General features: G+C 62.9%; 8 protein-coding genes. 5 read left to right on the plus strand and 3 right to left on the minus strand.

The genetic code is table 11. The features are described 5' to 3' along the window. The first annotated feature begins 12 nt into the window (after nucleotides 1-12). The 4 genes from R3F07_01575 (at nucleotide 13) to R3F07_01590 (ending at nucleotide 6,205) form a co-directional block, all read left to right on the plus strand. Entirely contained in the window at nucleotides 13-951 is a 939-nt protein-coding gene (locus tag R3F07_01575) for a glucosamine-6-phosphate isomerase (protein ID MEZ5275052.1), read from the plus strand. Nucleotides 952-997: 46 nt separating this feature from the next. Further along, nucleotides 998-2,029: a Gfo/Idh/MocA family oxidoreductase gene (locus R3F07_01580; GenBank protein MEZ5275053.1), complete on the plus strand. Its 1,032-nt coding sequence runs from the start codon at nucleotides 998-1,000 to the stop codon at nucleotides 2,027-2,029. Beyond that, the gene (locus tag R3F07_01585; protein ID MEZ5275054.1) at nucleotides 2,026-2,877 is read left to right on the plus strand and encodes a sugar phosphate isomerase/epimerase family protein; all 852 of its coding nucleotides are present in this window, start codon (nucleotides 2,026-2,028) and stop codon (nucleotides 2,875-2,877) included. The genes R3F07_01580 and R3F07_01585 overlap by 4 nt, the downstream gene beginning before the upstream one ends. Before the next feature lie 238 nt (nucleotides 2,878-3,115). Then, entirely contained in the window at nucleotides 3,116-6,205 is a 3,090-nt protein-coding gene (locus tag R3F07_01590; protein MEZ5275055.1) for a glycoside hydrolase family 2 TIM barrel-domain containing protein, read from the plus strand. Nucleotides 6,206-6,426: 221 nt separating this feature from the next. Here the strand turns inward: R3F07_01590 and R3F07_01595 are convergent, their stop codons facing one another. Then, nucleotides 6,427-8,049 carry a sulfatase gene (locus tag R3F07_01595; protein ID MEZ5275056.1) on the minus strand — a complete coding sequence of 541 codons (1,623 nt, stop codon included), beginning with the start codon at nucleotides 8,047-8,049 and terminating at the stop codon, nucleotides 6,427-6,429. A gap of 27 nt (nucleotides 8,050-8,076) precedes the next feature. Between R3F07_01595 and R3F07_01600 the strand changes: the two genes are divergently transcribed. Then, the gene (locus R3F07_01600) at nucleotides 8,077-10,200 is read left to right on the plus strand and encodes a hypothetical protein (GenBank protein ID MEZ5275057.1); all 2,124 of its coding nucleotides are present in this window, start codon (nucleotides 8,077-8,079) and stop codon (nucleotides 10,198-10,200) included. Nucleotides 10,201-10,431: 231 nt separating this feature from the next. Here R3F07_01600 and R3F07_01605 read toward each other — a convergent pair whose 3' ends face one another. After that, on the minus strand, nucleotides 10,432-12,177 hold the full coding sequence (locus tag R3F07_01605; protein ID MEZ5275058.1) for an alkaline phosphatase D family protein: 1,746 nt from the start codon (nucleotides 12,175-12,177) through the stop codon (nucleotides 10,432-10,434). Further along, nucleotides 12,174-13,649, minus strand: a complete 1,476-nt coding sequence (locus tag R3F07_01610) for a metallophosphoesterase (protein ID MEZ5275059.1) — start codon at nucleotides 13,647-13,649, stop codon at nucleotides 12,174-12,176. Before R3F07_01610 ends, R3F07_01605 begins: the two co-directional genes overlap by 4 nt. Nucleotides 13,650-13,777 lie beyond the last annotated feature (128 nt).

Raw genomic sequence — 13,777 nt, forward strand, 5'->3', positions numbered from 1 at the left:
CCAAACCCGATCATGCCACGAAAACTCAGCCACCTCGCACCGGACTGGTGGGACTACACGACCCTTGAGGACGAACTGATCAACGATGCCGCCCGCATGAAGGAGCGCGGTCTGAGGCAATTGTCACGTCCGGGCTTCAAGGTTGTCCTCTACGACACACTCGAGGAGTTCTACCTTGCCGAGGCACTGGAGTACGTCAGCGCCTGGAAGGCAGCGACGGCCGACAATCCGGTCGGCATCTGTGGTCCGATCGGCCCGACCGAGCAACTGCCCCTGGTGGCGCGGCTGGTCAATGAGCTCGGTCTTTCCCTCAAGCACGCTCATTTCTGGGGAATGGACGAGTGGTTTGACGAGACGACCGGACGCGAGGTGCCCGTCACGCATCCGCTGTCCTTTGAGCGGGCGGATCGCGAACTCTGTTTCAACCGCATCGACAGGAGGCTGCGGATGCCGGAGTCCCACCTTCATTTTCCCAAAGCGGACGTGGCCGCCTACCGAGCCTCCTGGAATACCGGGGTGCGCTGCGCGGTCATGCAGGGCGGGCAGGGTGAGATCAAGCATTGGGCCTTCAATGATCCCCTGCCGCGACGGGGCCGTTACCGGAACCGACCGCCGACCCCGGCCGAATACCGCAGGCTGGAGACCCGGGTGGTGGACCTTCATCCGGCCACGCTCTCCCAGAACGCCAGGACCTCGGGGGGAGGCAACATCACGATGGTTCCGAAGAAAGCGATTTCGGTGGGTCCGCGCGAAACCTGGATGGCGGAGAAAGTCTCCATCTGGCACGCCGGCGTGCATGACAACCCGCTCGGGCAGCGCCTGACCGCGCTGATGATCTCGAAAGGCATCGCGGATTCGGCCGTTCCCATGTCTCTGCTTGCCGATCATCCAAACGTTCAGTTCAACTATTACCGCGGTGGTCTGGGATCCTGTTCGGTCGAGATGCATTGAGGGGAGGGGTTCCGAGTCCGGTCAACCTGCAGTCGTTTCAAAAGTCATGAAAAAAGGGATACTTGTTGGTTTCGGGTTCATGGGTGGCATGCACGCCCAGATTTACAGGAATCTGCGGGAAGCGGAGATCGTGGCCGTGGTGGATACGGATGCGGCGACGGCCCGGGCCAAGATCGAAAAGCTTGGCCTGAAAGCCGGACACTTCCTCTCCCTCGGTGAAGCGCTCGCCGCGGTGGAGGCGGACTTTGTCGACGTCTGTCTGCCGACTCATCTTCACGCCGGCGCCGTCCTTGAGGCGGTCGCGGCGGGGAAACACGTCTTCTGCGAAAAGCCGCTTGCCATGAGCGTGACCGAGGGCGAGAGCATGGTCAGGGCCGCCGAAACGGCCGGGATCATCATGATGGCCGGTCATTGCATCCGCTTCTGGCCGGAATACGTCGCGCTCAAAAGACTGATCGATTCCGGCGAGGCCGGTCGGCTGCTCAGCCTGACTCTCCAGCGGCGGTCTGCCCGTCCCGGCTACACGGTGGACAACTGGATCAATGACGCCTCACTTTCCGGCGGCGCGGCGCTCGACCTGCACATCCATGATACGGATTTTGTCCTCCACCTGCTCGGGCTGCCCCGTTCCGTGGTTTCGCAGGGAACGTGCGACCACGGCGGGTGGAGCCATATTTTCACCCGTTACGATTTCCCGGATGGACCCGAGGTCCGGGTGGAGGGGGGGTGGAATTACCCGCCCAAGTGGGGATTCCAGATGGCTTTCCAGGCGATTTTTGAGAACGGCGCCATGGAATACGATTCCAATACCGTTCCGACCACCCGGGTCACCCTGGCCGAGGCTGCGACCAGGCCGGCCGAGCTGGCCAAGGCGGAAGCGGGATCCTCGACCCTGGGCGAGGGAAATGTTTCGGATCTCGGAGGTTATTTCTTTGAATTGACCCATTTCATCGAATGCCTCGAGGAGGGCCAGGCTCCGCGCACCAGCACCGGTCGGGATGCGTTTGACTCACTTCGGGTCACCCTCGCGGAAATCGAGTCGGCCGAATCCGGTCAGCCCACGGTCATCCAATCATGAAGAAATCCATCAATATCTGGTCCTTCCCGGCGGAGTGGAGCCTGGAACGGAAAGTGAAGACAGCCGCGGAAGCAGGCTTTGCCGGTTTCGAGCCGGACCTGACCGAGGACGGCCCGCTCAATCTGAAATCGACCGCCGGGGAAGTCCGCGAAGCGGGCCGGCTCATTCGAAGTCATGGCCTCGAGGTGTCTGCTCTCGCGACCGGACTTTATTGGGGGGCGAATGGGGCCAGTGACAAGCCTGCCGTCCGCAGGTCGGCCGCCCGGATCCTGCGCAAGCAGATTGAGACCGCTGCGAGGCTGGAGACGGATGCCATCCTGGTCATCCCCGGGGCGGTCGGGGCCGACTTCATCCCGAATTGCGAAGTGGTGCCCTATGATCTGGCCTGGGCGCGGGCGATCGAATTGATCGGCGAGGCACTCCCGCTGGCGCGCCGCTATGGGATCTCCCTCTCGATCGAGAACGTGTGGAACAAATTCCTGCTTTCCCCCCTCGAGATGGTCTCCTTCATCGACGGATTCAACGATCCCTGTGTGGGTGCCTATTTCGATGTGGGCAATGCGCTGGCGACCGGCTACCCGGAGCAGTGGATCCGGATACTGGGTCCGCGGATCCGCCGTATCCATTTCAAGGATTACCGCCGTGCGGTCGGTTCGGTGGACGGCTTTGTCGACCTGCTCTCTGGTGACGTGGATTGGCCTGCGGTAATGACTGCCCTGAAGTCGATCGAGTATGGAGGATGGATTGCGGCGGAGATGATTCCTCCGGTTCCCTTCTACAAGCATTGTCCCGAAACCCTGATCGAGAACACGTCGCGGGCTCTGGACGGCATCTTCGCCCTCGCCTAGGACGCAGGTCGGGAAGGTCGGGGCGTGGCTCGTCCGCGCCCATCGGCAACGCACTCCGGTCCGGGTGACCGGGGCGTGGAAGGCGCACAGGAGGTGCACCCCCGCCTGGGACCGGACCGGGTTGGTCCTGACAGGCTCCAGGGTTACGGCGAGGATTTGCCCTCCTGCCCGGCAAACGGCCGGGTTGGGGGTGTCTGCCGTCTTGCCTTGGAACGGAACGGCTTCACCCTTTTGGGGTATGGACACCCGCTTTTGGGAAGACCCCGGATTCACGGGATTCAACCGGGTCCCGGCCCGCACCACCTTCACTTCCTTTCCGGATCTTGAGACGGCGCTTTCCGGATCAGAGGACTCCGCTTTCGTGCGGTCGCTGAACGGGACCTGGCGTTTCAAACTGGCCGCCCGGCCGGAGGCGTCACCCGACGGATTCGCCGAGCCCGGCCTGGATGACGCCTCTTGGGATGAAGTCGACGTGCCCGGTCTCTGGACCATGCAGGGGTACGACATACCGATTTACACGAACATCCGGATGCCCTTTGATGCGGAACCGCCGAAAGTCCCCGCGGCGTCCAACCCCACCGGTCATTACCGGACCACCTTCAATCAACCCCGGGGCTGGAAGAACCGGCGAACCATCCTGCACATTGGCGGCATCGAGAGCGTGGTCGAAGTCTGGTTGAACGGGCACAGGATCGGGATGAGCAAGGACTCCCGCCTGCCGGCGGAATTCGACCTGAGCGACCGTCTCGTCTCCGGGGTCAATACCCTGGCGCTGCGGATCATCCGCTGGTCGGACGGCAGTTACCTTGAGGACCAGGATCATTGGTGGCAGGCCGGAATCCATCGCGGGATCAAGTTGGTCTCGATCGGGCGGCCGGGCCTCCAGGACCTGGTCGTCCGGCCCGAACTGAATGACGATTTCTCGATCGGCACCCTTGGAATCGAGGTCGATGTGTCCGGTCTCGACGGGTTGGAACCCGGCTGGCGGGTGGAGGCGGTCCTGCTCGGACCGGATGGGAAGGGAGTCTGGAAGGAACCGCTGCGGGCGGAGGTCATTCCCTTTGATCCGGGGGAGATGCACGGCGGTCGACCGCTCGTTCGGTTGACGGGGGAGGTCCGCAAGCCGCGGCTCTGGTCGGCGGAAGTCCCCGAGCTCTACCGGTTGGGGATCAGCTTGATCCGGCCGGACGGCTCCCTCGCTGAGGCGGCTTCGATCCGGTCCGGGTTCCGGCGGCTGGAGGTCAGTGACCGGCAGTTGCTGATCAATGGCCGGCCGGTCCTGATCAAGGGGGTGAATCGACACGATCACGATGACCGCACCGGCAAGGTGATCAGCCGTGAGTCGATGCGGGCCGACGTCCTCCTGATGAAGCGGTTCAATTTCAACGCGGTGCGGACCAGTCACTACCCCAATGATCCCCACTTCTATGACCTCTGCGATGAATACGGGCTCTATGTGATCGATGAGGCCAATATTGAGGCCCACCATCACTACAACCGCCTCTGCCAGGATCCGGCCTGGGCGGCCGCCTTCCTCGATCGGGGATCGCGGATGGTCTTGCGGGACCGGAACCACCCATCGATCATCGCCTGGTCCCTCGGCAATGAGAGCGGTTACGGGCCGAATCACGACGCCCTGGCCGCCTGGATCCGGGGGGCGGACCCCTCCCGTCCGGTCCACTATGAGGGGGCGATCAATGATTGGATGGGCAAGGGTTGGAATGCCGGTCATGCGGCGACCGACCTGGTCTGCCCGATGTACCCACGTATTGAGGACATGATCAGGTGGGCGAAGGAAGCCTCCGATTCCCGGCCATTCATCATGTGCGAGTATGCGCACTCCATGGGCAACAGTACGGGCAACCTGAAGGAATACTGGGAGGCGATCGAGACCCATCGGGGTCTGCAGGGGGGGTTCATCTGGGATTGGGTTGACCAGGGACTCATCCGCAAGGACGAATCCGGACGCGACTATTGGGCCTTTGGCGGCGATTTCGGCGATGAGCCCAATGACCGGAATTTCTGCATCAATGGGTTGATCTGGCCGGATCGACAGCCCCACCCGGCCATGTTCGAATTCAAGAAGATCGTGCAGCCGGTCCGGTTCCGGGCCGAGGACCCGGCAAAGGGCCGGATCGTGGTGACCAATCGCCATGACTTCACGGACCTGCGGGGCATGACCCTGCTCTGGGAGTTGATCGTTGATGGTCGGGTTGTCCGGAAGGGCCGGCTGCCGGGTCTGCCGCTTGAACCCGGTGCCTCCCGGACAGTCGAGGTGCCTTATGCGGCGGGCAAGGAAATGCCGGAGGGCGAAGCTCTGATCACGGTGACGGCGGTTCTTTCCCAGAAGACCGCCTGGGCGGAAGCCGGACATGAAGTCGCCTGGGAGCAGTTTCCGGTGCCGGGGCGCCGCCGCCGCTCCCGCAGTCTGCTGAAGGGCCGGGCGAATCTTCTGGTCGAGGATTCCGGCAATACGATAACGGTGCGCGACGGAGATCGTGAGATCACTCTGGACCGCAGGAAGGCCGGCATTTCCCGGATGCTTGCGGGTGGAGAGGTCCGGGTGGAGTCGGGGCCGGTGCTCAACCTCTGGCGGGCGCCGACCGACAATGACGGAATCAAGCTGAAACCGAGGGATGCCCGCAAGATGCTCGGGCAGTGGCTCGAAGCGGGCATCGATCGTCTCAGAACCGGAGAGTCGTCACTGACCATCGGTTCGACCTCGAAACGGCGGGTGGTCCTGATCGCGGAGAGGACCTATCGGACGCGTCGCCTGGACGCTCCGGTCGTGCATCGCTGCGAGATGATCGTTCGGCCCGGCGGTCGTATTGAATTTCGGAATACAGTGGTCGTTCCGGAGAGCTGGCCGGAGCTGCCCCGGATCGGGGTGGTCATGACGCTGAGGCAGACTCTGCAGCGGTTGTCCTGGTATGGACGAGGGCCACACGAGTCTTATATCGACCGGAAGGAGGGCGCCCGGGTCGGGCTGTATGAGGGAACGGTCGACGGACAGTACGTGCCCTATATCCTGCCTCAGGAACACGGCAACAAGACGGACGTGCGGTGGCTTCGGCTCGTCGATGGAGAAGGGGGAGGCCTCCGGGTGATCGGACGCCCGTTGCTGGAGGCGGGAGTCTCGCGCTTCAGTGCGGCGGATCTGACGAAGGCCGCCCATACCTGCGAGTTGGCGCCCCGGCCCTCCATTTTTCTGACGCTAGACATGAAGCAGCGCGGGCTTGGAGGGGCGAGTTGCGGGCCGGACACCCTGCCGGAGTATCGGATACTGCCGGGAATCCATCGTTTTGCTTTCTCGGTGGAGCTGGTGTGAGCTCGGAGCGATCCGGCCGCTGCCGCAAAACGAGTCGTGTTTCATGCGGAAAGAGACCGGGCCGCTCTCTTTGGGTTGTAGCCGCGGCAGTCTCTTGCCGCGCATCCACGTCGCGTACGCCCCAAGAGATCCGGCTTCGCTGGAGCTGTGGCGCGACACTCGGGGGCGCCTCCACCCGAAGAGCCTCGATCCGCCGCCGCGATGGGGCGAGGCACCACGCCTCAACTTACCGTCACCTCGAGTGCCGCTTCCGCGCTGGGTTTGAAGCCGATGCGGTGGGCGACGGCCCGCAGGGTGGTCGTGCCGGATTCCAGTCGGACGGGCCCGGTGTAGAGCTGCCAGCGAGAATGCTCTTCCGTCCCGGTTGTCCACGCGATGGATCCACCCTGGGTGGCGCAGTGGAGCTGGAGGTGAAGGGGGCCCCGGGTCTCCAATCGGTCAGTGGCGGTTTCCATTCCCGGCCGGTCGGGTCCGATCGGGATGAAGACCGGCGTGGCGGTGACGGGTTGGGTGCCTCCCGGCCACCAGCGGCGGACCATTTCCGCTTCGGAAAGATCCCCCATGTCCTTCACCTTGCGCTGCCACTTCTTCATGACCTCGCGCATCTCCTCAAGTTCGGCCCGATGGGAGGGATTGAGAGCGAGATTGTTGAGTTCGAAAGGGTCTGCTTCGGTATCATAGAGTTCCTCGACCGGCCTCCGGTTCTGCAGGAGCAGCTTTTGTGGGCCCTCGAGCCGGTCCTCGCCGTGAAGCCGCCAGATCTCCTGCATGATCGGGTGTCGGTTCCGGTAGGGAATCCAGAGCAGATAGGGTTGTTCGGGACGGAAATTGCAGATGTACTTGAACCGTCGGTTGCGAACGGCGCGGACCATGTCGTAGGCCTCGTCGAAGCGGTCGCGAGTGGCGTAGACGTAACGGCGGGGATCGCGGCGCTGGGGGCCCAGAAAGGCCCGGCCCTGCATGTGGGCGGGAACGGACAGGCCGGCCACCGAGAGCATGGTCGGTCCCAGATCCAGCAGGCTGACCAACTGGTCGCGTTGACTTCCGGCCTTCAGTTGTCCGGGCCAGCGGATGATCATGGGGATGCGGATACCGGCATCGTAGAGCCAGCGCTTGCCGCGGGGGAGTCCCTCGCCGTGATCGCTCCAGAGAACCACGATGGTGGACTCGGCTAGACCATCCTCCTCGAGCTGATCAAGCAGTTGCCCGACAATGGTATCGGACCGGGCAATATGGTCGTAGTGACGGGCCAGGGCGAGTCGGGTGACCGGGGTATCCGGCAGGTAAGGCGGGAGACTCACGGATTCCGGGTCGGTCTCGATCGTCTCGTCATCCCTGGGCCACATGCCGCTCTCATGGGTCAAGGTCGGGTTGAATACGGCGAAGAAGGGCTGGCCGGGCCTGCGGTGACGCCAATGGGCGTTGGGGTTGCACTCATCCCAGGCGGTCACCGGTGGTTCAAACTGGTAGTCGGTTTTGTGGTTGTTGGTGCAATAATAGCCGGCGGCGCGCAGGTATTCCGGGAACGCCTTGACGAAATGCGGGGGAACCGCCTCGTAAGGGGTCGGCAATTCGGGAGTCGCCGGATGGGTGTGGGCGGTCCGCATATGGTGACTGCCGATGGAGACGGCATACATGCCGGTGATGACGGCGGATCGGCTGGGTGCGCAGACCCCGGCGGTGGAAAAGGCATTGGGGAAACGGCACCCTTCGGCGGCCAGCTGGTCGATATTCGGGGTTCGAGCCAGGGAATCTCCATAGCAGCCGAATCGGGGACTGGTGTCTTCAAGTGAGATCCAGAGGATATTGATTGGTTTGGATCCGTTTTCGCCTGATGCTGTCATGATTGTTTTCGAGAATGCGGAAGAGCGATGGGTAGAACAAAACTATTTCTTTCCTTGGGTCGGTTCCGGGCTCCGGGATTGGTTGCCTGCCTGCTCGGAGTGACCGTGTTGGCAGGGTGCGGGCGCAAAGACGGAGAGGTGGACTCGACAGGGCCTGTCTTCGCCGCGTGGGAGTCGGCAGAGGTGGCTTCGGCGACGGTGCAGGCTCCGTTCTCCAAGGAGGCTTTTCGAGCCGAACTGGTGCGTGTGCTTTCTCTCGGGTCAATGGTGGCCCGCCATGCCGGCATGGCGGAGGCGGCCGTCGCAGTGCCGACGGATTCGCTGGAAGCGGCCATGGATGTGGTCATGGACATGGAGGTCGCATTCCGTGATCTCGATCTGCCCATCCTCCTCCTCCTCCGTTGGGTGGAGAGCGAACCGGGATCGGCTGTCCAGTGGATGGCCCGGCAGCCGCAGACCGACCGGTTTGTCCTGGTCATCGAGAATGTCTTCTTCAATTGGACGCTCAATGATCCGGAAAAGGCGCTCGCACTGGCCCAGGTCCACGGCGATCGGGGTTTTCGTTACGTGGCCGTCACTTCCTCGATCAGTGCCTTGGGACGAATCGATCCTGAAGCAGCCCGGCTCCAAACCGGGAGGTTGGCCGCCCTGCTTCAGAAGGCGCCACGGATGGATCCGATTGCCTTGATCACGCGTCGCGATCCGGATGCCGCCTGGCGGCAGATTCAGCAGGACTGGGCCGGCGGGAACAAGGACTTTCGGTCGTGGCAATCCTTCTTCGACGTGCTGGCTGAGACAGACCCCCGGCGGGCGGTGGCCCTTCTCTCGGAGCTTCCGGACGAGGGCCTTGCGAACATGGCGGCTATTGCGGCTTATGGGTCGTGGGCGAATAAGGATCCCTGGGCGGCGCTCGAAGCGGCTGGACGGATTTCGGATCAGGGCCGGGTTTATGCCGTCGTCATGCAGGTGATCGAGACAGCCTCGAAGACGGACCCGCAGAGGGGGTTGGACATGGCCAGCTCGATTGAGGATCCGGGTCAACGGCGCCAGGCGATCTTGCGGGCGGTCCGGAGTCTGGATGCCGTTGATCCCGCGTCGGCGCTCGCCGCGATTGCGGGACTCACGGACGTGATATCGCGGCAGGCCGCCTATGAGCAGTTCCTTCCCACCATGGCCGCCTCCGATCCCGACGGGACCATTGCGTGGATCCAGTCCAACCTCGACGGTCAGGTTCAGGCACGAACCCTTGTGGCGGTGCTGGCCAACGAATCGACCCGCGATCCGGAGAGTGCCGCCCGTCGGATCGACCAGGTGCCCCCGGGTCAATACCGGACGAATGCCATCGGTCAGGTGGTCCGGGTCTGGGCGGAGAAAGACCCTCTGGGGGCGTTCAGGTGGGCCTCCGGCCTGGATTCCGAAAGCGACCGGAACCAGGCCCTCTCATCGCTGGCACCGGTGATGACCCGCAAGGACGTCGATCAGGCGATGGTCCTCGCGTCAGAAATGCCACCCGGACAGTCGAGGGATATGTTTGAGCATCAGGTGGCGATGCAGCTGGCCCTGGAAGACCCCGAAACCGCCCTGGACTGGACCAATCGGATCGTCACGCCCAACACCCGCCGCCAGGCCACCGGCAATGTCCTCTACCAGTGGGCCCAGCAGGATCCGCAGAGTGCGTTTCTGCATGCCATGGCGGAGGCGGATCCTGAAGCGAGGGACAACTACGTCTCGCGGGTTGCCTCCGCCTGGGCCAACCAGGATCCGGAAGCGGCGGTCGAGACCCTCGCAGCCTTCAGCGATCGGGGAATCGAGCCGCATCTTTTCTCAGGGGCGCTTTCCCAGTGGATACACAGTGACGAAGCCCGGGCCTCGGATTGGTTGAAGTCGGAAGCACCGCCCGGCGTGAAGGATCAGGGACTGGCCATGCTGGTCGGCACCCGTCTCCAGCACAATGCTCCGGCCGCGGTGGCCGATGCCCTCCAGATCGGAAGCGAGGCGCAGCGCCGGCAGGCTCTCCGGCAGATCCTTGCCTGGTCGCAGCATTTTGATCCGGCTTTCGGCCAGTCACTCCTCCAGGATGGCTCCCGCCTCCCCGCCGCGGATCGGGCCGATCTGCAGCGGGAATTCGGCGACCGTCTCGGCGGCGGCTGAAAGAAACCGTAGCATGCTGGAATGGCGGTTGGTTTAGGGTGTTGGTCGTTGTTTTGTCTCGGACAATCGTTGCGGCTGGCCGGGGACGTCCAGCCCTGCTACCATGCATGCTCCGTTTTCAGCCGTCGAAGAGCAAACAGAGCTTTGTTGGCTCATTGCGCCTTGGCGCTAACCAAGCGCTATTCCAGCATGCTACCGTTTGTTTTGCGCGCGAAAACCCTACGTAGTATGCTACGGTTGGTTTGAGTCGGTTCCGGCTTGATCCTGCAGGGCGCTCAGGGGCACGCTGGAGGTGAAGATCTTCTCGCCGTCGATCGTCCAGAATTCATTCGTCACGGTTGGATCTTCAAGGGTCGTGTCAAAACGGAGCAGGCCGAAGGTGTTCTTGTCGCTGTAGCTGAAGATGGCCTCGGGGATGGGTTCGTGGGTATGGATATTGGTCAGCTTGCCGCTGCCGAATTCGTAGAACCTGTAGCCGAGGGGCCGATCGATCACCCAGGCGTCGGACCGGTGGCGGTCGGAAGAAATCAGGACGATGCCGGAAATGCCCCGCTCATGGATGAAGTCGAAGATTTCGTCCCGTTCGGCCTTGAATCCGCTCCAGGTATCGAAACTGCCCTCCTTGGAGAGATCGGACCAGGCGACGGGCGAGGCGAGGACCTTGAAGGTGGCGGTCGAGCCGGCCAGGGCGTCGAGCAGCCACGCCTTTTGGACCGGCCCGAGCATGGTGCGCTCCGGGGCGTAGGGATTGGTCCGGTAGCTGCGTCCGTCCAGCATGAAGAACTCGACATCCCCGATGGTGAAGCGGAACCAGACGCCCGGGAAAGCGGAGTCGCCGCTGGCCGGGTTGTTCCAGTTGCGTTTGAAGAACTCAAGATTGGGCAGTTTCCAGTCGGGACGGTCCGGATAGGGGCCCAGCCAGAGATCATCCATTCCGGCATCGTGATCGTCCCAAATTGCGTAAGTGCTTACAGAACTCACGAGGCGGCGGAATTCCGGCCGGGACTGGCGCCGGAAGTAGGTGTACCGATGAAAGGCCCCGGGTGTCTCCGGGAGGTCAAGATAGACATTGTCGCCGAGCAGGAGCAGGGCATCCGGTCTGCGCTCAAGAATGGTGTCCCAGACCGGTTCAAAGACGGGGGTATAGCCCGCGCATCCGCCGAAGGCCACGGTGAGGGAGCCGCGGGTGCCGGTTTCGGGTGCCGTCCGGAAAGTGCCTTCCCCGGGAAAGGAGGCTTCAAGGCCGTCGACAAAGACCCGGTAGTGGTAGACGGTGGCGGCCTCCAGGCCGGTCAGGATACCGACGCCGCTCTGATCCTGTGGATCGGTCGTCTCGAAGGTTGTGCTCACGGCGTCTCCGCGGCGGCTGAGAGGGACGGCATCCACCCGGACCCGGGCCGGGTTTGCGGTGCGGACCCAGATCTGGACGGAATGGGGGGTCATCGCGCCGAGCATGGGGCCATGGACCAGTTGGATGCCCATTTCGCGTTTCAGCCCGATGAATTCGGGATGGGCGTAGAGGGGAGCAAGCAGATCGCGCGGACCGGCGATGAACCGGGCAAAGGGCAGTCCGCAATTGAGCGCGCCCCGCAAGGCGGCGATCATCTCATCGGTCTGGCCCAGCTGGCCGAGCGCCACAACCAGATTGAACCAGGATTCCTGATCGGTCGGGTCGATGGCGAGACGTTCCCGGCACCACTGGGCGGCATCTTCCGGATGGCCTTCAAGGGTCGCGAGGATCTGGCGTTGTCCGCGCCGTTTGTAGAAGAGTTCGGCCGGTTGCTCGCCGAACATGCGACGATTCCAGGGATTCTCACTCCCGAAGTAGGGGAAAGGGTTGCCGGGTTCGTAGGCTTCCGGTGGGGCGGACATCCCTTGTTCGCCTTCGGTCTGTGCGAACGTTCCGAGGAGCAGGATTTGCGTAGCGGCAAGGACCGCGATCAGTCTGCGGCTGTTGGCGTTCGGTGGTCTCTTCATGGCTTTGATGCGGCGGACGCCTGACGAATGATCTCATCGAGGCTGATGCCGCCCTTGATTCCGGGTTCAAGATACCTCGTAACGGCTTCGGTGAACGAGGTGGCGACCGGGTGGGCTGGGGGTGCGGTCTCGGGCAGGTTCAGGTTCCATTCCCCGGCATTCTTTTGTGCCCGGTCAAGCAGACGGAGAAACCGGGTATCCCATTCGAGCTTCGGCAGGACGACCCGATAGGTCCGGTCCGGATCCAGGTCCGTCGAGACGCGGGGACCCTCTGGTCCCTTGTCGATCGAAGCGCGAAATCCGGACCATGAGGTCTGGTACCAATCACTCTGCTCCAGGCCCCGGAGATAGGACTCGATGGTCGAACCGAGGAGTCGGGTCTCAACAACCTCGTGGGCGCGTTCGCCGCCGGTGCGGAAAACGGCGTTGACGTCGATCAGACCGATGGGAAGTGAGTCGCGAATGATCTGACCGGGTGCGCAGAAGGCGATTTCGGCTCCGGTCGCCGAACGGAGTGCCGCCGCCCCGAGATCGGCCAGTTGGCGGTAGTCGAAAGTCTGGTCGGTCCAGGCCACGAGACGGCGGGCTTCCGGAGTCAGTCGGGTCTCGGTTTCGCGTATCCACTCGAGCATGCCAATATCGCAGGGCACCGAGTCATGCTCCATTGCGACGAGACGGCTCTCGGCCTGGACGATTTCCTTTGTGTCGAGGTCGATGACGAGCTCGACCCGGCCGACGTATTCCGCGTAGCTCCCGGCCTGGACGATGCGGGCGCCGGTCTCCGGAACCACGACGGCTTCGTGGAGTGCCTCATGGGAATGGCCGGAGACGAAGAGATCAATCAGGGGGGCCAGGCGGGAAAGCGCGGCGCAGGCTTGGGCACCGTCGTGACAGACTGCGATGGTCAGATCGACCAGGGGTTCGAGTCGTTCCGCCTCCTTGGACATGGCGATTCCGGTTTCTTCGTCGTCGAGGCAGTTTTCATTGCGCGGAACGATCATGCCGATCACTCCGACCTTGACCCCGTCGATGTCGAAGATGGCGGAGGGTTGAAAGCTGGTGGTGCCGTCGTCCTCGAGGAGATTGATGCAGAGCATCTGCATGGGATGGGCCAGGGAGGCAAAGCGCCGCAGTTGGGGCAGACCGAAGTCGTGATCGTGATTGCCGGGTGCGCCTGCGTGGTAGCCGATGCGTCCGAGGGCTTCGTAGACGATCTCGCAATCGGTGGCAAAGGCCACGAGATCCCCTTTCTCCGCCACATCACCGGCATCGACGACGAGGACATCGGGCCGGAGGGAGCGTTCCTGCCGGATATAACCGGAGACAAAGGGCAACCCGCCGCTGCCGTCGTAGTCGTCACGCAGATGGGCGTGAAGGTCATTGGTGTGGAGGATAACCAGGGTATCGGTTCGGGCCGGGGCCGAAGAGATGAGGAGCAGTGTGAGAACAAGGGCGGTGGAGACTCGGGGCATGGGTGTGAGATTTCCTCGTAGTGCTGATGAAATAAGCATGAAAATAGAATAACCTTGATGAAAAGACCGGGGCGGGGTTGATTCGATCCAGCGCTGATGGAGTCTTTCCAGGCCTTACAGTCAACACC

The organism is Opitutaceae bacterium (assembly GCA_041395105.1).
Lineage (GTDB): Bacteria > Verrucomicrobiota > Verrucomicrobiia > Opitutales > Opitutaceae > B12-G4.